The organism is Amycolatopsis sp. 505, from assembly GCF_031625235.1.
In the GTDB taxonomy this organism is placed as follows: Bacteria; Actinomycetota; Actinomycetes; order Mycobacteriales; family Pseudonocardiaceae; genus Amycolatopsis.
This window is the reverse complement of sequence record NZ_JACKQP010000001.1, coordinates 1,122,220-1,143,864: the sequence shown is the minus strand read 5'-3', so window position 1 is coordinate 1,143,864 and position 21,645 is coordinate 1,122,220. Positions and strand designations below refer to the sequence as shown.

Sequence of the window (21,645 nt, the reverse complement as noted above, 5' to 3'; positions counted from 1 at the left end):
AGTTGATCTGGCCGGGTCAGGCCCCCCGGAGCAGGCTGGACCACGTGGAGGTCCTTGAGCTAGCGCGGTGGCAGTTCGGCATCACCACCGTCTACCACTTCCTGATGGTCCCGCTGACCATCGGGCTGTCGATCCTGGTCGCGGCGATGCAGACCGCTTGGGTCCGCACCGGCGATCCGCGGCACCTGAAGATGACCAAGTTCTGGGGCAAGCTGCTGCTGGTCAACTTCGCCATGGGCGTGGTGACCGGGATCGTGCAGGAGTTCCAGTTCGGGATGAACTGGAGCGCGTACTCCCGCTTCGTCGGCGACGTCTTCGGCGCGCCGCTGGCGATGGAAGGGCTCGTCGCGTTCTTCGTCGAGTCGACGTTCCTCGGCCTGTGGATCTTCGGCTGGGACCGGCTGCCGAAGAAGGTGCACCTGGCGTGCGCGTGGGCGTTCTCGCTGGCCACGATGGCGTCGGCGTACTTCATCCTGGCCGCGAACTCGTGGATGCAGCACCCGGTGGGCGTGACGTTCGAGAACGGCAAGCCGACCATGAACTCGATCTGGGCGGTGCTGACGAACAACACGGCACTGGCCGCGATCCCGCACACCCTGGCCGGCGCGTTCTCGGTGGCGGCGGCGTTCCTGGTGGGCGTCGCGGGCTGGCACCTCTGGCGGCGTCGCGCCAATGAGGACGTCTGGCGCTCGTCGCTGCGCCTCGGCGGCTGGGTCGGCGTGGCGGCGTTCGCGGTCCTGGCGATCACCGGTGACGCGCAGGGCAAGCTGATGTTCGAGCAGCAGCCGATGAAGATGGCGTCGGCGGAAGCCCTGTGCCACACGGAAAAGCCGGCCAGCTTCTCGATCATCGCGATCGGCGACGTCTCGGGCGCGAACTGCGAGGACGTGAAGACGTTCAACGTGCCCGCGCTGCTGTCGTTCCTGGCGCACAACGACTTCTCGACGGAGGTCAAGGGCGTCGAAAACCTGGTGACGGAGTACCAGGCCAAGTACGGCACGAACTACCCGGACGACCCGGCGCTGGGTTCGCTGGCGGGCAAGCCGATCGACTACGTCCCCAACCTCCCGGTGACGTACTGGGGCTTCCGCATGATGATCGGCTTCGGCGCGATCTCGGCGGGTATCGGCCTCCTGGCCCTCTGGCTGACCCGCCGAGGCCGCCTCCCGAGCGGCCGCTGGTTCCCGCTGCTGGTCCTCGGCGGCATCGCAACCCCGTTCCTCGGCAACAGCGCAGGCTGGATCTTCACCGAGATGGGCCGTCAGCCGTTCGTGGTGGTCCCCAACCCCACCGGCGTCGACGGCGTGTGGATGTTCACCGCCCAGGCGGTGTCGAGGCTGACCACGGGCGAGATCTGGACATCGTTGATCGCCCTGACCACGGTGTATGCGGCCCTCGGCGTGGTGGAGGTCTACCTGATGCGCAAGTACATCCGCGGCGGCGTCGAAGCGGTGATGCCCCCGGAGAAGCCCAAGGATTCCGACAAACCGGGCGAGGACACGCTCGCCTTCGCGTACTGAGGCGGCCGACGATGCCAAATCTCCAGCTCAGCGCCTGTGCAGCAGCGAGCCGACCGAGTACCGGCCGAATCGCCGACCGGAACACCCTGCCGAGCACACCCTGCCCCACTCGAGGGCCTGCTTCGTCCGGTTCGACGCAGCTCCCGCGCCTCACCGCCACTCCGGCTGCACCAAAACCCCAGCTCAGCAGGGGTGCAGCAGCCTCTCACCAACCAAAAGCAGCCCCCGCCCTTCCCGGGGGGCGTCCCCAAACCCAGTGTATCGGCCCGGTCACTCTCCAGGGTTACCCACAGCAAATCTGTGGACAACTCGACCCGTTGTGGATAACTCACGGCGACCGGTCGGTCGGAGGTGCCCGATGACCCTCGCCATCGTCTGGTTCGTCGTCATCGCCTTCTTCTGGCTCGGCTACCTCTTCCTCGAAGGCTTCGACTTCGGCGTCGGCATGCTGCTGCCCGTCCTCGCGAAGGACAACACCGAGCGGCGCGTCATGGTCAACACCATCGGCCCGGTCTGGGACGGCAACGAAGTCTGGCTCATCGTCGCCGGCGGGGCCATGTTCGCCGCCTTCCCCGCCTGGTACGCGGGGCTGTTCTCGGCCGCCTACCTGCCGCTGCTGCTCGTGCTGCTCGCCCTCATCGGCCGCGGCGTCGCCTTCGAGTACCGCGGCAAGGTCGACTCCGACCGCTGGCGCCGCAACTGGGACCGCGTCATCATGATCGGCTCGTGGATCCCGCCGCTCGGCGTCGGCCTCATCCTCGCCACTACCGTCCTCGGCCTGCCCCTCGACGCCGCCGGAAACCGCGCCGGCGGAGCGTTCGCCGCCGTCCGGTGGGACACCCTGCTCGGCGCGCTTGCCATCGCCGCCTTCTCGATCACCCACGGCGCCGCGTTCCTCGCCCTCAAAACCAGCGGTGAACTGCGGGAACGCGCGAAGAACCTGGCCGGCAAACTGCTCCCGGTCGCCATGGTGCCGATGGTCGCGTTCCTCGCGGTCGTCCAGTGGCGCGCCGGCACGTTGTGGACACTGCTCTCGTTCGGGATCAGTGCTCTCGCTGCCGCCGTCGCGTGGCTTCGGCTGCGCGCCGACCGCGACGGGCAGGCGTTCGCCGCGCTCGGCGTCGTCATCGCCGGGGCCGCCGTCACGATGTTCGGCGCGCTGTTCCCGAACGTGCTGCCCTCCACCCTCGACGCCGCCAACACCCTGACCATCGAGGGCGCCGCGTCGAGCCCGTACACGCTGACCGTGATGACCTGGGTCGCCGTCTTCGGTGCCCCGGCGGTGCTGGTCTACCAAGGCTGGACGTACTGGGTGTTCCGCAAGCGCATCGGCACCCAGCACATCCCGGCGGTCCACGCACCATGAACGAACTTCCCGGGCGCGCAACCCTTCTCGCCTCGGAGTCCACAGTGGACTCAGCGCGGCCGGGAAAGGGCCCGCTCGGCGCGCTGCCGGCCCTCGTGCCGGCCGTGCGCCGGGCGCTGGCCCTGGTGGGCTTCCTGTCGTTCGTCAACGCCGCTGCCCTGGTGGCACAGGCATTCCTGCTCGCGGACGTCCTCGCGGCGATCGTCGGAGCAGGATCCGGGGGACGCACCGCCCAGCTGGCCGCGCTGCTCGCGCTCGTCGCGACGCGCGCGCTGACCGGCTGGGCGGTGCGCACGGTCTCCGCCCGCGCCGCCGCGACAGCGCAACGCGAACTCCGCGCCAAGGCCGTCGACCACGCGCTGCGCCTGGGCCCCGAGTGGATCGCCCAGCGCGGCCACGGCGAGCTGACCGCGCTCACCACCCGCGGCCTCGACGCGCTCGACGCCTACTTCCGCGAATACCTCCCCGCCCTGGTCACGGCGGCCGTCGTGCCCCTCGGCGCCGGCGCGGCGATCCTGTTCGCCGACTGGCCATCCGGCGTCATCGTCGCGCTGACCGTGCCGCTGCTGCCGATGTTCGCCATCCTCGTCGGCAAGTACACCGCCGACCGCGTCGCCGGCGCGACCGACGCGACGCACCGGATGTCCGAGCGGCTCCTGGAACTCGTCCGCGTGCTGCCGGTGCTGACCGCGTTCCGCCGGGCCGCGGCCCAGGCCGAGACCGTCCGGCGGCTGTCCGAACGCCACCGCCGCGCGACGCTCAAGACGTTTAAAGTCGCCTTCTCCTCGGCCTTCGTACTCGAACTGGTCGCGACGCTGTCGGTGGCGCTCGTCGCGGTGGTGATCGGCGTCCGGCTCGCCGGCGGCAGCCTGCCGCTGGTCATCGGGCTCGGTGTGCTGATCCTCGCGCCGGAGTGCTACCAGCCGTTGCGTGCGGTCGGCGCGGCGTTCCACGCCAGCGAGGACGGCGTCGAAGCGGTCCGGCGCGTCGCCGACCTGCTGGCCCTCCCCGTGCCGCCGTCGGGGACCGCGATCCCGGAGCGCGGTGAGGTGCGGGTGGCAGCGCTGCGGGTGGCGCGCCGTGGCGGCTTCGCACCGGACGGCGAGTCGTTCGCGGTCCGCCCCGGCGAGACGGTCTGGCTCCGCGCCCCGAGCGGCGGCGGCAAGTCGACGACGCTCTCGGCCCTGCTCGGCTTCGTCCCGGCGGACGACGGCACCCTCACGATCGGCTCGACCGGCCTCGCCGACGCCGACCTCGCGCGCTGGCGTGAGCAGGTCGCGTGGGTGCCGCAGTCGCCGGTGTTCACCGGCGGCACGGTCCGCGAGGAAGCGGGCTCGTCGGACGAGCTGCTCGCCGAACTCGGCCTCAACGGGCTGGCCGACCGGCCGGTTTCCCAGCTGTCGCTGGGTCAGCGTCAACGCGTCGCCGTCGCGCGGGCGCTGAACCGGGTGCGGCACGGCGCCTGGCTGCTGCTGCTCGACGAGCCGACGGCGCACCTCGACGAAGCCAGCGCGCGCCTGGTGCTCGACGCGGTGCAGCGCGCCGTCGACAACGGTGCGGCGGCGATCATCGCGGCCCACGAGCGCACCGCGGCGGTCGACCTGCCGTCGGAGGCCACTGCTTCGGCCGAGACGTCCACAGTGGACTCGTCGGACGCGCCGCTGAAGTGGCGCGCGCTCCTCGACGGACGTCTCTTCGGCGGCGCCGCGCTGGGCGCGCTGGCGCTGCTGGCCGGCGTGGCGCTGACGGCGACGTCGGGCTGGCTGATCGCCAAGGCGTCCCAGCAGCCGCCGATCCTGACGTTGACGGTCGCGGTCGTCGGCGTCCGCGCGTTCGGCCTCGGCCGTGCGGGGCTCCGGTACGTCGAACGGCTGGTCACGCACGACGCCGCGTTCCGCATCGCCGGCCGCGTCCGCGTGCGGCTGTGGAACTCGCTGGTCCGTCTCGGGCCGGCGCGGAGCCTGCGCGCGGGCGAGGGGCAACGCCGGCTGGTGGGCGACGTCGACACTGTGCGCGACCTCCTGCCGCGGGTGGTGTCGCCGCCGCTGGTGGTGCTCCTGGTCGCGGCCGGCGCGATCGCCGTGCAAACGTGGGTGCTGCCGGCGGCGGGCCTGACGCTCGCGGCGGCGGTGGCGCTCGGGCTGTGCGCTCCGTGGGTCGCCTTGCGGGCGGAGCGCCGGGCGACGTCCGCGCTGGCCACCGGCCGACGCGAGGTGGCCACCCGAGTCTTGGTGATCTTCGAAGCGGCGGCCGAACTGCTCGCGTTCGGCACAGCGGGGAATCACCGCCGCGCCCTCACCGACGCCGACACGCGCCTGGTGACGCAAGCGCGTCGCCAGGCGTTCGGCGCGGGCGCGGCGGAGGCGCTGGTGACGCTGGTCTGCGGAGCGGCGACGGTCGTCAGCACGGCGTTCGCCGCGGCGGCGGTCGCGGACGGACGGCTCGACCCGGTCCTGGCGCCGCTGCTGGCGCTGGTGCCGCTCGCGCTGGCGGAGGTCCTGGCGCTGCTCCCGCCGGTCGCGCAGCACTGGGACACGCTGCAACGTGCGCGCCGCCGCCTCGCCGACGTGCCGGAAGCGCCGGTGCTCGCGACACGGGGGCCGGCGGTCTCGTTGCGGGGAGCGGACTTCGGCTGGCCGGGCGGACCGGTGGTGTTGCACGACGTCGACGTCGATCTGGCACCCGGAACGTACGCGGCGGTGGTCGGCCCGAGCGGGGCGGGCAAGTCGACGCTCGTCGCGGCGTTGCTGGGGTTCCTCGAGCCCAGCCGTGGCGCGGTCGAGGTCCCGGATGCGGTGGCCTGGGCCCCGCAGGAGCCGATGCTCGCGGCGACGACGATCGCCGAGAACCTCCGCCTGGCCCGCCCGACGGCGACCGAGGACGAGCTGCGCGCGGCGTTGCAAGCCGCTTCGCTGGACGTCCCGCCGGAGACGGTGCTCGGCAGCAGCGGCACCGGACTGTCCGGCGGCCAGGCCCAGCGGGTGGCGCTGGCGCGGGCGCTGCTCGGGGCGCCGTCGGCGGGGCTGGTGCTGCTGGACGAGCCGACCGCGCACCTGGACGAAGCGACGGCCCGGGTGGTGCGAGCCCACCTGCGGGAGGCCCTGGCCGGCCGCACGGTGGTGCACGTGACGCATGTGGCGGAGGAGGCGGCCGGCGCGGACGTGGTCCTCGAGGTCCGCGACGGCCGCGTCGTGACCAGGGTGCCGGTGCCGTGATCGATTCCCGCGGTGTCCTTGCCGCGCCGTCGCCGCGCCGCGCGATAATGGCGGAACTCATGGATCCGACGCTTGCCGCGCGGGCACTGTCCGCGGCCACAGAGATCACGAGCACCGCCCTGTCCGGCGACGACCCGGGAGCGGTGCTGGACACGGTCGTGGCCAGAGCGGCCGAGCTGGCCGACGCCGACCTGGGCCTGGCCATGGTGAGCACGGAGGACGGCCGGGTCGTGGTCGAGGCCGCCCACTACGCCACCCCCCATCCGGCAAGCAGCCCGAGTTCCGGCGGTGCGGGACTGGGTGCCGACGCCGGCCAGCCGCTCGAGGCGCTCGGCGATGTGCCCCACGGCGACTCGGCCCCGCTGCGCAGCGCGGACTCCGGCGCGCCCACTGCACCGGCGGGCGAGGCCGGCTCGGCTCAGCCTTCCGGCGGCCCAGGGCCGGGCACCGACGCAGGCGAGCCGCCAGCAGCGCTGGGCGGCGGCAGTGCGGACTCCGTCGCGGCGCTCGGCGGAGCGTCCGGCTCCAGCGCGGCGGCGGACGATGCGCGTCCTGGCGACCCGGACCAGCTCGTCGGCAGCTCGGACTTCGCCAGCCCGGCGGCCGATGCTCGCTCCCCGCAACCAGGTGCGCTGCCCGGCACAGGGTCCACTGGCGAGTCGCTGCGGGGGTTGGCTCTTCCCGCCGACTCCGCAGCCGGCCAGGTGGCCCGCGGGGGTGAACCCGTGTCCAGCGAAGACTTCACCGTCGATCCTCGTACCGCGCCCTACGTGCCCGCCGAACTCCACGGCTACGGTCCCTTCGCGGCCGCGCCGTTCGGGTCCGGGGGGCGGGTGCTCGGGTCGCTCACCGTCTACCGGAAACGGGGGCGGGAGCCCTTCTCCGCGGGCACCGTCGAGATGCTTGTCGCCTTCGCTGCCCAGGCCGGGGTTGTCCTCGCGCTCGCCGAAGGAGCCAACGCGCGCCATCGCGTTGCCCTCTACGAAGAGCGGGAGCGCATTGCCCGCGAGCTTCACGACGTCATCGTCCAGCGGCTCTACGGTGCCGGGATGCAGCTGGACCGCGTCCGGCGGAACATGCGCAAGCGGTTCGCCCAGGCCGATGGGGCTCGGCTTTCCGATGCCATCGACCAGCTCGACCAGACCATCGAGGAAATCCGCGGCACCGTGCGCGCGCTGCGGTCGCCGGAGCCTCGCCACGACACCGGCACGCCCACCGACCTCGCCGAGTCGGCGCGCGGCGAGGTTCGCATCGCCGGCGAGCTGCTCGGCTACCCGCCGACCCTGGAGCTGTCCGGCGAATTCGCCGACATCCCCGCGGAACGCGCCGACCACATCCGGGCCGCGCTGCGGGAAGCACTGTCCAATGTGGTCCGGCATTCCGGCGCCAGCGAAACCCGCGTGACGCTCACCAGGGACTCCGGCGGCGTCAAACTCCGCGTGCGGGACAACGGTTCCGGTGTTCCCCAAGGCGTGGCCACCCGGGGGCTGCGCCATCTCGCCGAACGCGCGGACGCCGCGGGCGGGAAGTTCTTCCTGAACTCCTCACCCAGCCTCGGCACCCTCGTCGCCTTCGACCTGCCGCTCGACTGACTCATCCTTCTCGGGTCATCCAGCCTCCCTTCCACGCCCTCGACATTGATCTTACCGGGCCATCGAACATATATTCGACTCACGTTCGAGTGAATCTCGGTCGGGAAACGACCTGATCGACATGGCTGACCGTGACGAGGTGCGGGAAAGGTCGCAGCGAACGGCGGATTGCGGACGCGGCAGCTGCGGATGGTTACTTCTCGCGCCGCGCGATCCAGGCCGCCGCCTGCGTCCGGCGCTGCATGCCGAGCTTCGCCAGCACCGACGTGACGTAGTTCTTGACCGTCTTCTCCGCGAGGAACAACCGCTCGGCGATCTCGCGGTTCGACAAGCCCTGGCCGATCAGCTCGAGCACGTCGCGTTCGCGCTCGGTGAGCGTCGCCAGCTCGTCCGTCGGCGGGTGGCGCATCTTGTCCAGCACGCGCGCCGTGCTCACCGGGTCCAGCAGTGACCGCCCGGCCGCCACCTCGCGGACCGCGTTCACGACGTCCTGCCCGCGCACCTGCTTGAGCAGGTACCCCGCCGCGCCGGCCATGATCGCGCCGACCATCGCCTCTTCGTCGTCGAACGCGGTGAGCATCAGGCAGGCCGGCGGGTTCGGCTTCGAGCGCAGCTCGCGGCAGAGCGTGATGCCGTCGCCGTCGCCGAGGCGGACGTCGACCACCGCGACCTCCGGCTCGACGTGCATCGCCACCGCCAGGGCCTCTTCGACGCTGCTCGCCTCGGCGACGACCTCGATGTCGGGCTCGTCGCCGAGGAGGTCGCGGAGCCCGCGGCGGACCAGTTCGTGGTCGTCGACGAGCAGTACCTGGATCGGCATACCCCGAGGCTACGGGGTGTGCGGGCGCCGCGGTGGCGGCCGGTCGGCACCGTCACACGTGAATTACCTCAAAGGTGTGACCGCGCGGCCCGTAACATTCCGGCCGGGAGGCATTCCTGGCGGTGAATCCGCAGGTCAACACCGAAACGCGAAAGAATCACGGAACCTGTCGCTCTTCGTGGAGCGCTGGCATTTCCGGAATTCCGGAAACGTCCGTAACAGCGTCGCCGAGACGGCGATAGTAACCACGCAATCGCCCCAGATTCCGTTCGGAAGGAATTCCGTTGTCCCTGTTTCGTCGTGCCTTGACGACGGCCGCCGCCGTTGCCGGGTTCGCTCTCCTCGGCCCCGTCCCCTTCGCTTCCGCGCAGCTCGCGACCCCGCTCGCCGCCGACAAAGACTGCTCGGACTTCCAGTACCAGGAGGAAGCCCAGGCGGTCCTCGACGCCACGCCGGGCGACCCGAACGGCCTGGACCGCGACAAGAACGGCATCGCCTGCGAAACGCTCCCGCACCGGCCGAAGCAGCCGGCCACCGCAACAACTTCCACGACGAAGAAGACCACCACTCCGCCGAAGAAGGACACCAAAAAGACCGGCGGCCAGGTGAAGGTCAAGCCGGTCGGCGGCGTCGCCACCGGCGGCGGTGAGCCGGACGACGACGTTCCCGGTTTCCTCGTGCTCAGCGGCACGCTGTTCGCCGCGTCGGTGTCCGGCGGCATGGTGCTCTACCTGCGCCGGCGCCCGAGTTGAGGCACCCGCGTCTGTGGCCCGCGGTCACCGCGGTCGTCGCCGCGCTCGGCGTCGTCGTGGCCGTGGCCCTCGTCCTCGTCCTGGCGCCGAAGGCACCGCAGGAGATCGCCCCGCCGAGCCCGGCCGCCCCGGACCCGGTGGGCACCGCGAGCCTCGCGCACCCCACGGCAACGACCGCCGACGGCCTCCCCTCGGCGAAACCGGCGTCACTGACCATCCCGGCGATCGGCGTGCGGGCCGGGGAGATCAAGGACCTGGGCCTGACGCCGGACGGCGCGCTGGAAGTCCCGGGCGACGCCACGACCGTCGGCTGGTTCACCGGCGCGCCGTCGCCCGGGGAGACCGGCCCGGCGGTGCTGGCCGCGCACGTCGACTACAAGCACGTACCAGGCGCGTTCTCCCGCCTGAAGGACCTGCGGCCGGGCGAACAGGCCAGGGTCGGCCGCGCGGACGGCCGGATCGCCGTCTTCACCGTCTACCGCGTCGACCGCTATGCGAAGGCCGCGTTCCCGACCGACGAGGTCTACGGCGACACCCCGGACCCCGAGCTGCGGCTCATCACCTGCGGCGGGGCGTTCGACCGGTCGAGCGGCAACTACCTCGACAACGTCGTGGCCTACGCGAGGCTCACCGCCGTCGAGGCCTGAGCCAGCTCGATCCGCGCCAGCTCGAGCCGCCGGTAGGTGCGCTCGTGGAGGGACCAGACGTCCAGGACGTCACCGTCGAGCTCGGGGTAGGCGACGACGAGGTGCTCGCCGCCGTACGCGATGTCCACCGGCAGCCCGGCTTCGAGCTGCCAGCAGAGCTGTTGCTGCTTCGGCGTGAGCCGGCCGGCGTAGCGGTCGCTCATCGCCCGCGCGAGCTGGCCGCGCAGCAGCGCCGGGCCGGTCACCGGGGCGGCCAGCAACCGCTCGGCGTGGCCGGCGGGATCGGGTGGCTGTTCGCCGGGTTCTGGGTCGCGGACGGCCACCGTCGGCTCGGCCTGGTCGCGGGCGGGCAGCACGATGCTGCCGTCCGCGGCGTGGCGGGTCGGCGCGTAACCCGCTTCGCGCAACGCCTCCAGCGTACGACCGGCGTCCACAGTGGACGTCAACACGGTCGGCGCCACCGCGCGCAGGCCGAGTTTGGCGAGCTTCCGGTGCGCGGCGAGCTCGGCCAGCACGGCGGGCTCGCCGACGACGACGCTCGCGACGTCGATCACCTGCGCCTCGCCGTGCCGCCGCGCGACGTCGTTGACCAGGTACACCAGCGGCTGCGGCAGCTCGCCGGTGGCGACGCCGCGCAGGTCGCCGAGCAGTTCGGCGACCTGAACGCCCTGGTCGAACGCCCGCCGCACGGACGCCGGCGAGAAGCGCCAGCTGGTCGCGGTGCCCTGCGCCTCCCGATCGGCGACGCGGTCGAGCAGCGCGGCGAGCCGGGCGTCGGGTGAGCCGGGCACGATCGCCGTCAGGTCGGTGCCGAACAACGCCGTCGTGCGCGCCCGGGAGACCAGTTCGCCGGTGACTTCGACGAGCCTCTCCGGGGCGAGCAGGGCGCGTCCGGCCGAGGTGACGGCGCCGTGCGCGATGACGCCGAGCAGTTCGCCCTCCCCGAGCGCCTCCCGGACGAGCCCGCCGAAGTCGTCGGACGGCAGCAGCGGCGCGTGCCACCCGGCCAGCTCGATCAGCGCGTCGACGTCGGTCACGGCGTCGCCGGGCGCGAGCCGGGCCAACAGCCGCACGAGCAGCCGCCGCACCAGCGCCTCGACGTCGGTCCCGAACTCCGGGGGCACCGGGTCCCACCAGGTCGTCAGCAGCAACCGGTAGAGCAGCGCCGGCTCGGGTCGGGCGAGGTCCGGGTTGGGCGCGAGCGTGGGCGCGGGTGCCTTATGGCCGCGGCGCGGCGGCGGTGGCTCGTCGGCCAGCAGCAGCCCCGCCTGGGCGGCGAGGTCGACGGCCAGCTGGATCTCCGCCGGCGTGGCACCGGTGTCCTTGGCCAGCTTCTTGACCAGCCGGGCCCCGATCGTGCCGTCCTTGAGCAGCGGCAACGGTTCCGCGGCGGCCAGGTCGAGGATCGCCGACACGCGGTCGAGCAACCGCAGCGCGGCGGCCGACGACGTCGAGTCCGCCTCGGCCGCTCCCATCGGGGTGACGGTGCACTCGGGTTCCGCGGGCGTGAACGGCAGCTGGTGGCCGGGCCCGCGCAGCGCGAGCGACACTTCGATCGGCATGGCCACGGTGCCGTGGTAGGTCCCGAACAGGAAACCGTGGTCGTGCGCCCAGCCCGCCGGGGCGATGCCCTGGACCTCGGGAACGCCGTCGGCCATGTCCAGCAACAGCTTCCGCGTCTCCTCCGGCGCGGTGGCGAACAGTTCGCGGACGCGGTCGCCGTCCCGGAAGAAGCGGACGAGCTCCGCCTTCTTCGCGGTGACGCCGAGTGCTTGCGCCAGCTTCGCCAGCCGGGGCGTGCCGAGTTCTTCGAGCAGGCTCGCGACCGGCCGGCCGAGCCCTTCGGCGCCGAAGCCGGTGCGGTGCAGCAGCTGCGGCAGGGTGATGCCGTCCCCGTCCCGCCAGAGCAGGGCCCGGTCGGCGATTTCGTCCACATAGGACTCGACGTCGGTGGCGCCGAGCAGCCGGGCGACGTCCGCGACGGGCACCGGCCGCTGCCCGAGCGCGCAACACAGCTGGACGGCCCGCAGGACCTGCACCAACGGCATCGGCAACCCGAGCAAGGCGGCATCGACGGACCCGGCCGAGGCGAGCCGCGCCGCGACGACGTCCAGCCGCCGCGGCCACGGCTCCGCCAGCACGTCCGGCCGGTGGGCCAGCACCTTCGCGAGGGCGTCCTGGTCCAGGCCCGTGAGCCGGCCGAGCAGTTCGCCGTCGGTCGTCATCGGCCCAGGCTAGATCACCGTTCGCAGGCGACACCGTCGCCGTCGCGGTCGAGCCCGGACCGGTAACCCGGTTCGCCGCGGTGCAGCGGCGCCGCGTGGGCGGCCTTCGCCGCGGCGCAGTTCGCGTAGTACGCGCTCTGGGCCGGGGGTTCTTCGGTGGTCTCCACGGGCGCGGGCGGGGGAGCCGCTTTGGTGGCCGGGGCCGGCTTCGGCGTCGCGACCGGTGCGGGGGCGGAGGTCGGTGCGGGCGCGGGCGCATCGATGGTTCCGCGGCACGGCGGTCCCCACAGCCCGCTGACGGCGGTCTTCGCCGCGGTTTCGGTCGCGGCGAGCGCCGGCAATGCGGCGGCGGTCGCGTACTTGAGATAGCCGTTCTGAATCGCCAGAGTCGCGTAGTCCTGCCCGTCGGCCAGCGTCACGGCGATGCCCTGCGCCGTTTCCGCGCCGAGCGTCACGGCTTTGCCGGAAAGCGTCGAGGCGGCCCAGGTGAGCGATTCCGCGGCATAACAGCCGTTGCTCGCGAGCGGGGCGATCACGCCGAGGACGTGCACCGTTCTGGTGGTGCCGTCGCTGCCGTTCACGACGACGGTGGCCCCGTCCGTCACGCTGCCGACGGTGTAGGTGACGGCCACCGGAGACGGCGTCGGGGACGCGGTCGTGCTGGTCGGCGGGGGTGTCGAGGACGCGGGGGCGGCGGCGGTCGTGACCTTCGGCTCGGGTGCCTTCCCGAAGATCGCGCCGAGCACGAACAGGACCGCGAATGCGGCCAGGACGATCTTCAGCCAGTTCGGAAAGCGCTTCTTCGGCTGCATGCGGGATTTCCTCGTTCCTCGAGCGACGTGCCGACGGTGTACTCGGGAAATCTCCCGCCGTTGTTACGCGCGAGCCCGTGATCGACCACCAGTCGTTATCCGGCGGAATGTTGCCGTCACGATCACGTCACGAACCACGGCCGCACGCCGAAAAGCTGTCACAACAGCCGATCGGGAAACGACCTGCGGACGTGATCGAATCCCTCGCGCTGCTCGGCACCGGCGGCTTCCCCGCGCACGGTCTCGACTTCACCGCACTGGACATCCGGACCACCGGGTTGCGCCCGGGCCGCGTCGTCGAACTCGCCGCGGTGCGGGTGCACGCCGACGGCACGCTCGCCGGTGAGCTTTCGACGCTGGTGGACCCCGGGCCGGAGGTGCCGCTCGTCCACGGCATCACGCGCGCCGAACTCGACGGCGCACCGTCGTTCGGCGAGGTGCTGGGCCCGCTGCTCGACCTCTGCGCCGGCAGCGTCGTCGTGGCGCACGACCCGGCCTTCACCGGGGCGTTCCTCGACCGCGAGATCGGGGCACTCGGCGTCCGGGTGCCCGCGCTGCCGGGCGTTTCGACGACGGCGGCCGCCCGGTCGGTGCTGCGGCTGCCCAACTACCGGACGGCCACCGTGGCGCACGCCCTCGGCGTGCCCACCGGGCCCTCGGCCCGGTCGGCGGCGCGGACGATCGCGCGGCTGGCGACCGTCCTGTTCGGCCGGTACGGCCTGACGTTCGCGACTCCGCCGGCCTTCCCGAGCCTGCCGCGGTTCGCCGGCGGCCGGCTGCTTCCCCGCGCCGAGGAGCCGCCCGCCGAGCCGGGGTGGATGGCCGAGGCCGTCGAGCGGATCCCCGACGGCGGAGCCGGGAACGCCTACCTGGACCTGCTCGCCGGGGTCGTCGCCGATCAGCACCTGACACCGGACGAGGTGACGGCCTTGGCCGCGTTGGCGCGCGAGGCGGGGCTGTCCGAAGCGCACGTGCGCTCGACGCACGAACAGTTCGTGACCGCGTTGCGGGAGATCGCGGAACGGGACGGCGTGGTGACCGCGGCGGAAGCGCGCGAACTGCGGCAGGTGGCGACCGCGCTCGGCGTCGCCGGCGCCGGTGACCTGCGGCCGAGCGCGGGCGGCAAGCCGACCCGGGTGCTGGTGCTCGGCGCCGGCATCGCGGCGGACCGGCTGCGGGCCCGCGTCCTCGCCGAGGGTGTCCAGCTGGCGAAGAAGCTGACCGCGAGCGTCACCCACCTGGTGGCCGACGAGACCGTGCCCGCGAACGAGCCCCGGCTGACGCGGGCCGCCGAGCTGGGTGCCGTCCTGCTCGACGTCGGGTCCGCACCGGTCGCCCTCGGGTTCGAACCACCGCCCGCCCGGCCGGCCGCGGCACCCGCCGCGACGTCGAAGCTCGTCGGCGGGCGGATCCTGATGGGGATCGGGCTGCTGCTGATGGTCATCGTCGTCCTCGCGATGTTCGGCGGAACACCGGTGGCCGCCGGGATCTTCTTCGCCGCGTTCGGGGTCGGGGCTCTGGTCGGCGGCTGGTGGCTCGCCGAGCCCGTGGCGCGCTAGCCTCGGTGCGGTGCCGCGGCTGATCCACTTGAACGGCCCGTCTGCCTGATCGGGTGCTGGCGGGACACTTACGACGCCGTGCTCGCCCACCTGCGCGCCGGGTGACGCGGTCCGGTTCACTGGAGTCATGGCAATTCCGGAGCTCGCGCTGCGGCAGATCGAACGGTGGTGCGCGCAGCGCGTCCCCGAGCACCTCCAGGACCGGGTCCGGGTCGAGTGCCGGACGCGGGGCCGCGCGGTCACCATCGTCGAACGCCGCGCGCCGCAGGCCGGGGCCGACTGGAGCGAGCAGGAGATCGCGCAGCTGCGGTTCGACGAGTTCGGCATCTGGTCGGTGTGGTGGGCCGACCGGGACGGGCAGTGGCTGAGCCACCCGGACGGGCCGGTCGCCAGCACGCCGCCCGCGCTGCTCGCCGAGATCGACCGCGACCCCTGCGGGGTGTTCTGGGGCTAGGCCGGCGGCGGGAACCGGACCTCGTTGCGGTCGATCTTCGCGTGGGCCGCCGCGGCCAGGTCGACGCCGAGGCGGTCGGCCAGCTGCAGCAGGTACAGCGTGACGTCCGCGATCTCGTCCAGCACCTTGCCCTCCAGCGCCGGATCGGCGCGCCACGCGTCGGATTCCTCGGGCGTCAGCCACTGGAACAGCGAGGTCAGCTCGCCGACTTCGCCGGAAAGCGCCATCACGAGGTTCTTCGGGGTGTGGTACGGCTCCCAGGCACGGGCCGCGGCGAAAGCGCGCAGCCGCTGGGTTACGTCGTCGAATGTCACGGGCGGCATTGTGCCTGGTGGTCACCACCGCTTTCGGGGGTCCGGGTGGCGGAGCCCCCGGCCCGGGCGAAGCCCGGCAATCACAGTGCGTCAGCGGCCGTATGGCGGACGGGCGTTGACCGGTGAATCTCTCACTCAATAGGTTGAACTTCGTCGGGATTGTTGCGGGGACCAAGGCTGGGAAGGGAACGTCTTGAAGTACCTGCGATCCGTCCGCGGCCGCATGCTGGGCATCGCGTTCATCCCCGGTGGCGCGCTCGTCGCCGTGGCTGTCGTGATCGCGATTCTCCTGATCCACCAAGCGGTTCGGACCCGGGACCTGGCCGTGGAGACGGCGGCCGCGGCGGACCGGACGGCCCGCGCGGTGGTCGCGTTGCAGGCCGAGCGGAGCGCGGCGATGGCCGCGCCCGAGCAGCGCAGTGCCGCGTACGCCGGCTACACCCAGCGGATCGAGTCCGCCATCGCCGGGCTGCGCGAGTACGCGCGCCACGCCCCGGACGCCGAGTCCGGCTACCAGCAGACCACCGCCGTCGAGCTGCTTTCCGTCGCCGAAGGCATGGATCGCTCCGATTCCCTCGCCCTGGCCGGGCTGGACAACGTCACGCGGGGGTCGTTCACCTCCGCCGTCGCCTCCTACCGGGCCGAGCTGGCCCGGGTCGTCCCGCAGCTCACCGAGAGTGGCCGGATGGCGTACGAAACGCTCACGCGTAGCGCCGAATGGAGCAGGCTGGCGGCCGCCGAGAACGCTTTCACCGCCGCCGAACCGCTTCCGGTGCCCGAGCCCACGTGGCGGAACGCTTCCTACGCCGTGTCCGCCCAGCTCGGCCTGCTGTACACGCAGCAGAGCCAGTACGCCGTGCAGCTGACGCTCGACGACGGCCGCCGCACCCTCGCCGGTGCCCTCGCCGCGGGGACGGCGCTCCTGTTGTTCGCCGTGCTCCTGATGGTGGTGGTCCGGCGGCTCGTGGCGCGGGTGCCGGTGCCGGTCGTCCCGATCATGGTGCCGACCGTCCACCCGGCCATCCCGCGACCCCGCCACGCACGGTCACGACGGCCGGGGATCCCGGACCCGTGGCCGCTGAAAGCCGTGTTCGACGACCTGCGCCGCCGATGAGGTGCTCACCCACCGTAACTGATTACTCCGAAAAGAGCACGCGGTTGGCCCACACGCGTGCTGGCGCCCGTCGGGCAGACTGGTGCGCGTGAGTCCCCTCTCGGATCTTCGCCTCTACCTGCGCACTTTGGACGCGGAGACGCTGGCGGACCTGCTGTACGCCCAAGCCGAGCGCGATCCCGAGCTGCGGCACTCGCTCGAACTGCGCGCGGCCACCCAATCCGGTGACGTCAGCGAGGCGCACCGGCTGCTCGACACCGCGGTCACCGACGGGAACGTCGAGTACACCGCGAAGATCGGCGCGGTCCTCGACACGCTGCAGCGGATGCTCGACGCCGGCAGCCGCGCCGATCTTGCCCCGCTGGCCCGGCGCACGGTCGACGACATCAGCGAGGTGCTGGAGCAGTCCGGCGACCACGCCGGCGACCTGGCGGACCGGCTGGACCGGGCCGTCGAGCTGTACGCCCGCGCGTGCGCCGCCCGGCCGCCGGACCCGGAGAAGCTGGCCGACTGGATCCTCGAGGTCGAGTTCGACGGCCCCGGCCGCCCGGTGATCGACCTCGCCGAGTTCGCGTCCGCACTGGGCGAGCCGGGGCTCAAGCGGATCAAGTCCACTGTGGACGACGTGCTCGCGGCGAACGGGCCGGGCCACCGCCGCGACGTGGCCGAACGGCTGCGGGAGCAGCTGGCCGAGGTGCTCGGCGACGTCGACGAGCTGGTGGCGATCCTGTCGGCCAAGCCGCCGCGGGTGGACGTCAGCCTCAAGATCGTCCGGGTGCTGCGGGCCGCCGGGCGCCACAGCGAGGCCATCGCGCACGCCGCCCGCGCGCTCACCCACGACAAGCAGCCGCCGGCACCGGAGCCGGAGAGCGAAACCTCCCGCCGTCGCAAGGAATTCGACGCCGAACCGGGCCTCGGGACCTACGCGGCCCTGCGCGAGGCCGCGACGAACGACGGGAAGTGGACGACCCAGCGCCGGGAAGCGCTCGCTCGCCTGCGCGAACGTGCCGCCGAAGGTGCCGAACAGGCCGGCGAGCTCGTCCGCGTCCTGCTCGACGACGGCCGTCCCGACGAAGCCTGGCGCGCCTGCGTCCGGTTCGGTGCGTCCGCCGAGCTCAAGCTCGAACTGGCCGAACAGCGGGCGGCCGAGCACCCGGCCGAGGCGATCCCGGTCCTCCGCGAACACGTCGACGAGCTCATCGAGCGCAAGGACCCGCAGGCCTACCGGGAAGCCGCCCGCCGGCTGAAGCTGTTGCGCACCTTGCACAAGCGCGCCGAAACGCCGGACGAATTCACCGCTTACCTGGCCGCTCTGGTGGAAAACCACCGGCGGAAAACCCGCCTGATCACGGAAATCCGGGCGGCCAGGATAGCGCTGCCGAAAGCCGTGACAACCGGGGCTTCGCCCCGGGCCGGGGGCTCCGCCACCCGGACCCCCAAAAGCCCGTAACCTCGCAGCGCAGCCCTCGTTGACCCGGGAGAACCGGTGATTCACGTGCACCGGGACATCGTGAGCGCGCCAGGCGTCGCGGTGGCCCAGTTCCGTCGTCCAGGCTCGGCGCCTCCCCGTCGAGCACCCGGCGGGACCCGCGCCAGGGCCACCGCGACCCGCTCGCGGTGAAGTGAAAGCATGAGGCCATGAGCCCGGTGAGTCGCGCCCGAAAGAGGCAGCCGCAGCCCGTCACGCACAGCGTGACCGGCTTGTTCAAGGACGTCCTGAACGACTTCTCGGCGCTGGGCGCCGACCCCGCGCCGGTCGACGTCGAACTGCTCGCCTCCGAGGTGCTCGGCCAGTTCCGCGACCTGCCCGTCGAGGACGGCGAAGAGCCGCTCGGCCTGGAACTCATCGGCTTCGCCCAGCGCAAGATCACGCCGGGCGCCGCCGCGCTGCTGGCCGCCCTCAAGGTCGTCGCCGAGACCGACGTCGAACGCAAGGCCGCCGACGCCGGACTCCAGGTCGTCCTCGGCCGCGGCATCCCCGAGCCCGCCTTCGCCGCCGGGCTGGGCCGGGTCACCGCCGGCGAGTGCTGGCGGACCGGGGACGTCTACGGCGACGAGTCGTCCCTGCTCTGCGTCTTCACCCACGGCGACCAGGCGTACGGCCTGCTCGCGCTGCTCGACTTCACCGAGGGCGGCCGGGTCCGGGACCTCGTCGTGATCGACGGGCCCGCGGACGTCGTCGCCGAGATGCGGGAGCAGTCCGACGCCGACCCGGAGCTGGTCCTCTTCGAGGCCGTCGACCCCGCCGAAGCCCACCGCCTGATCGCGGACGGCCTCGCCGCCACCGACCACCTCGACGAGGCCGACGTCAGCGAGGACTACGCCCGCTTCCACGCCGTCGCGCTCACCTGGTGCCGCGCGCTGCCGGAACCGGCGCTCGTGCCCGAGGTCGCCGAGTGGTCCGACGCCGAGCGCGCGGCCGTCGTCGAGCAGTTCGTCGCGGCGAGCGGTGAGGACGCCGGCGCCGCCCGCTCGATCGGCAGCCTGCTGCTGGAGCACGGCCTGCGCACCGACCCGGGCAACCCGCTGCGCGTCGGGCCGGAGAAGATCGCGCGGTTCCTCGAGGGGCTGCTCGGCGAGGAGTACGAACTCGACGCCGACCACGAGGACGCCGTCGAGCCGGTCGTGCTGGCCTGGGTGCAGTGGACCGGCGAGCGGGCGCACCTGACCGAGACGGCGATCGCCGCCCTCGACGAAGCCGTCCAGGACTACCTGAGCGAGTACACCGACGAGGACGACTCCCCGCTGGAGCGCTACTTCGCCGACACCGGCGACCTGTCGCCGACCGAACTGGCCGACGCGCTGGAGCGCCGGATGTTCGCGGTGCCGTCGACGACCACGGAGATCGACGAGGAAGAGGTCGACCTCGACCCGACCGACGCCGACCAGCGCCGCGCACTCGTCATCGCCGAGGCCGACGAGGACGAGGACGAGCAGCGGCTGATCCTGCGCGCGACGATCGTCGACCAGCTGTGGGACAACGAGCCCGCCGAGGTCTGGCAGGCCGCCGAGCGCCTCGGCGAGGGTGAGCTCGACCGCGACGAGATCTTCGAGCAGCTCATCGACACACTGGAAAACAGCCTGCTGGACGCGGAAAACCTCGAATACGACGCCGACGCCTACGTCGAGGCGCTGGCCGAGCTCTGATCGCTAAGGGAGGGGGCCCGCGTGGTCCGCGGGCTTCGCCTTGCTGCGGCGCTCCTGCAGCCGGTCGTCGAAGTCGACGACGAAGGTTCCCGCGGCCATCGCGATCAGCAAGGCCAGACCGAGCACCGCACCGACCCACGTGAGGATCATGGTGAACATCGTGGGCCTCCTCCCCAGCTCAGAGCCGTTTTCCTAACTCCTTCAGGGTCGCTTTCACAACGCATGCCCGGTATCGGCCAACCGGTTACGGCTCAACGGCCCGCCTCGGCCGAACGGCCGGTTTCCGGCGCGGAGAGTCGTCACCGGTCAACGAATCGTGTTCGCGCCTTCGCTCAGCGTGCCAAAGCGCGGCATGTGGGTGACGAGGTGCGTGACCAGGTCAGAGCTTGCGCAAGCGGACCCGGTTGATGGTGTGGTCGCAGTCCTTGCGCAGCACCAGCGTCGCCCGGGGACGGGTCGGCTTGATGTTCTCCATCAGGTTCGGCTCGTTGATCGAGTGCCACAGGTGGCGCGCCTCGGCGCGGGCCTCGTCGTCGGGCAGGCCGGCGAAGTGGTGGAAGTGCGACGCCGGGTCCGCGAACGCCGTGTGCCGCAGCTCCAGGAACCGCTCGATGTACCAGCGCTGGATGTCGTCGGTGTGCGCGTCGACGTAGATCGAGAAGTCGAAGAGGTCGGACACCATCAGCCGCGGTCCCGGCTGCAGCACGTTCAGGCCCTCGACGATGAGGATGTCCGGCTGCTGCACGACCTGCTCCTGGCCGGGCAGGATGTCGTAGGCCAGGTGCGAGTACACCGGCGCGGCGACCCGCTCGGCGCCCGACTTCACCTCGGTGACGAACCGCAGCAGCGCGCGGCGGTCGTAGCTCTCCGGGAACCCCTTGCGGTGCATGATCCCGCGGCGCATCAGCTCGGCGCGCGGGTACAGGAAGCCGTCGGTGGTGACCAGGTCGACGCGGGGGTGGTCCGGCCAGCGGGCGAGCAGCGTGCGCAGGATGCGGGCGGTGGTCGACTTGCCGACCGCCACGCTCCCGGCGATGCCGATCACGAACGGGACCTTCGTGCCGCGGGAGTCGTCACCGAGGAACGTCGTCGTCGCTTCGTAGAGCCGCTGGCGGGCGGCGACCTGGAGGTTGATCAGGCGGGAGAGCGGCAGGTAGACGTCGGCCACCTCGGCCAGGTCGACCTGCTCGCCCAGACCGCGCAGCCGCAGCAGCTCGGCCGCGGTCAGCGGCAACGGGGTCGAGCTCCTGAGTTCTTTCCATTGTTCCCGGTGCAGCTCGACATACGGGCTGAGTTCGCGGACCCGGGTCATCGCACACTCCTCCGGCCGTCGCCTGCACTGGCGGACGTTCACCTGCGTGATTAACGGTAGGGCTTACGGCCGGTGAAAGCGCTGTGACGTAGTCCACCCCCTACCGGGGGTTGATCACCCAGCGTCACATTTTTCCGAAGACTTCGGCCCAGGCCGCGGCAACCTGCCGGGCGCAGGTCGCGGGGGCGACGCCGCCGACGCCGGTGCCGAGGCCCGGCATCGCGATCGTGTCGACGAACTCCCGCACCGGGCCGTGGTCGAGCCGGCCGTCGCGCCAGGTCAGGAACACCGCGCGGGCGGCGAGGTACGGGTGGACGGTGTCGGCGGGCAGCCGTTCGCCGGGTTCCCGCATGGTCGGGGCGCTGATCAGCCAGGCCGGTTCGGCCTCGCCGGTCGGCACCACCACGGCGTCGCCGATCGGCAGCTCGCCGCCGTGGAAGGCCAGGACGGCGCTGCGGACGCTCTGCTCCACGCCCGGGAACGCCTGCGCGTAGACGGCGTCGATGCCGCCACGCATCCAGCCGTAGGAGTTGGCCGGGCTGACCACGGCCTGGGCGACGACGTCGAGCACCGACCCGCGGTGCACCCGGACCCGGCCGGCCAGTTTCTGCGCGGCGGCGGTCCAGGCGGCGGCGAGTGGTTCATCGACGGCGCACAGCACCAGTTCCGGTGCGCGGGGGGCGAGCGGCGGCTTGGCGCCCTCACGTCCGGTGTGCGTGCCCGATTCGGCGGTCACCCGCTCAGCATCGCAAAAAATGCCACCCGGCGTAACCGGTTCCCGTACCGGCTGTCCGAG

18 protein-coding genes are annotated in these 21,645 nt (G+C 72.3%); 11 read left to right on the top strand and 7 right to left on the bottom strand.

What is annotated here, in order from left to right; all coding sequences use genetic code 11:
• Window positions 1–44 precede the first annotated feature (44 nt).
• The 4 genes from H5965_RS05545 (at window position 45) to H5965_RS05525 (ending at window position 7,693) form a co-directional block, all read left to right on the top strand.
• Window positions 45–1,520, top strand: coding sequence for a cytochrome ubiquinol oxidase subunit I (locus tag H5965_RS05545; protein ID WP_310968206.1), 1,476 nt, complete (start codon window positions 45–47; stop codon window positions 1,518–1,520).
• A 358-nt stretch (window positions 1,521–1,878) separates the two neighbouring features.
• The gene (gene cydB / locus H5965_RS05540) at window positions 1,879–2,886 is read left to right on the top strand and encodes a cytochrome d ubiquinol oxidase subunit II (RefSeq protein WP_310968205.1); all 1,008 of its coding nucleotides are present in this window, start codon (window positions 1,879–1,881) and stop codon (window positions 2,884–2,886) included.
• A complete protein-coding gene (cydD, locus tag H5965_RS05535; RefSeq protein ID WP_310968204.1) occupies window positions 2,883–6,101 on the top strand; it encodes a thiol reductant ABC exporter subunit CydD in 3,219 nt (1,072 codons plus the stop codon). The genes cydB and cydD overlap by 4 nt, the downstream gene beginning before the upstream one ends.
• A 473-nt stretch (window positions 6,102–6,574) precedes the next feature.
• Window positions 6,575–7,693, top strand: coding sequence for a histidine kinase (locus H5965_RS05525; RefSeq protein ID WP_310968507.1), 1,119 nt, complete (start codon window positions 6,575–6,577; stop codon window positions 7,691–7,693).
• Between the two features lie 193 nt (window positions 7,694–7,886).
• Here the strand turns inward: H5965_RS05525 and H5965_RS05520 are convergent, their stop codons facing one another.
• Window positions 7,887–8,513 carry a response regulator transcription factor gene (locus H5965_RS05520; RefSeq protein WP_043788689.1) on the bottom strand — a complete coding sequence of 209 codons (627 nt, stop codon included), beginning with the start codon at window positions 8,511–8,513 and terminating at the stop codon, window positions 7,887–7,889.
• 284 nt (window positions 8,514–8,797) lie between these two features.
• On the opposite strand from H5965_RS05520, the gene H5965_RS05515 reads away from it, so the two are divergent.
• Window positions 8,798–9,265: an excalibur calcium-binding domain-containing protein gene (locus H5965_RS05515; RefSeq protein ID WP_310968203.1), complete on the top strand. Its 468-nt coding sequence runs from the start codon at window positions 8,798–8,800 to the stop codon at window positions 9,263–9,265.
• Window positions 9,262–9,912, top strand: a complete 651-nt coding sequence (locus H5965_RS05510; protein ID WP_310968202.1) for a class F sortase — start codon at window positions 9,262–9,264, stop codon at window positions 9,910–9,912. Before H5965_RS05515 ends, H5965_RS05510 begins: the two co-directional genes overlap by 4 nt.
• Here H5965_RS05510 and H5965_RS05505 read toward each other — a convergent pair.
• Window positions 9,882–12,137 carry a helicase-associated domain-containing protein gene (locus H5965_RS05505; RefSeq protein WP_310968201.1) on the bottom strand — a complete coding sequence of 752 codons (2,256 nt, stop codon included), beginning with the start codon at window positions 12,135–12,137 and terminating at the stop codon, window positions 9,882–9,884. The genes H5965_RS05510 and H5965_RS05505 overlap by 31 nt on opposite strands.
• Before the next feature lie 14 nt (window positions 12,138–12,151).
• On the bottom strand, window positions 12,152–12,949 hold the full coding sequence (locus H5965_RS05500) for an excalibur calcium-binding domain-containing protein (protein WP_310968200.1): 798 nt from the start codon (window positions 12,947–12,949) through the stop codon (window positions 12,152–12,154).
• A gap of 191 nt (window positions 12,950–13,140) precedes the next feature.
• Here H5965_RS05500 and H5965_RS05495 point away from each other — a divergent pair, with 191 nt between their 5' ends.
• Together H5965_RS05495 and H5965_RS05490 are read left to right on the top strand one after the other, a co-directional pair.
• Entirely contained in the window at window positions 13,141–14,508 is a 1,368-nt protein-coding gene (locus H5965_RS05495) for a 3'-5' exonuclease (protein WP_310968199.1), read from the top strand.
• Window positions 14,509–14,635: 127 nt separating this feature from the next.
• Window positions 14,636–14,962, top strand: coding sequence for a DUF3024 domain-containing protein (locus tag H5965_RS05490; protein WP_310968198.1), 327 nt, complete (start codon window positions 14,636–14,638; stop codon window positions 14,960–14,962).
• Here H5965_RS05490 and H5965_RS05485 read toward each other — a convergent pair.
• Entirely contained in the window at window positions 14,959–15,276 is a 318-nt protein-coding gene (locus H5965_RS05485) for a nucleotide pyrophosphohydrolase (protein WP_310968197.1), read from the bottom strand. The genes H5965_RS05490 and H5965_RS05485 overlap by 4 nt on opposite strands.
• A gap of 193 nt (window positions 15,277–15,469) precedes the next feature.
• Between H5965_RS05485 and H5965_RS05480 the strand changes: the two genes are divergently transcribed.
• The 3 genes from H5965_RS05480 to H5965_RS05470 all read left to right on the top strand — a co-directional run bounded on the left by H5965_RS05480 (window position 15,470) and on the right by H5965_RS05470 (window position 19,537).
• Window positions 15,470–16,390: a nitrate- and nitrite sensing domain-containing protein gene (locus H5965_RS05480; protein WP_310968196.1), complete on the top strand. Its 921-nt coding sequence runs from the start codon at window positions 15,470–15,472 to the stop codon at window positions 16,388–16,390.
• Window positions 16,391–16,478: 88 nt separating this feature from the next.
• Window positions 16,479–17,840, top strand: a complete 1,362-nt coding sequence (locus H5965_RS05475) for a DUF6880 family protein (RefSeq protein ID WP_396136861.1) — start codon at window positions 16,479–16,481, stop codon at window positions 17,838–17,840.
• Between the two features lie 188 nt (window positions 17,841–18,028).
• The gene (locus tag H5965_RS05470) at window positions 18,029–19,537 is read left to right on the top strand and encodes a hypothetical protein (protein WP_310968195.1); all 1,509 of its coding nucleotides are present in this window, start codon (window positions 18,029–18,031) and stop codon (window positions 19,535–19,537) included.
• Window positions 19,538–19,540: 3 nt separating this feature from the next.
• On the opposite strand, the gene H5965_RS05465 is transcribed toward H5965_RS05470, so the two are convergent.
• From H5965_RS05465 to H5965_RS05455, 3 genes are all read right to left on the bottom strand, one after another.
• On the bottom strand, window positions 19,541–19,696 hold the full coding sequence (locus tag H5965_RS05465; protein ID WP_310968194.1) for a hypothetical protein: 156 nt from the start codon (window positions 19,694–19,696) through the stop codon (window positions 19,541–19,543).
• A gap of 220 nt (window positions 19,697–19,916) precedes the next feature.
• Window positions 19,917–20,849, bottom strand: a complete 933-nt coding sequence (coaA, locus tag H5965_RS05460) for a type I pantothenate kinase (protein ID WP_004558577.1) — start codon at window positions 20,847–20,849, stop codon at window positions 19,917–19,919.
• Between the two features lie 124 nt (window positions 20,850–20,973).
• Window positions 20,974–21,585 (bottom strand): macro domain-containing protein, encoded by a 612-nt coding sequence (locus H5965_RS05455; RefSeq protein ID WP_310968193.1) that lies wholly within the window; start codon window positions 21,583–21,585, stop codon window positions 20,974–20,976.
• Window positions 21,586–21,645 lie beyond the last annotated feature (60 nt).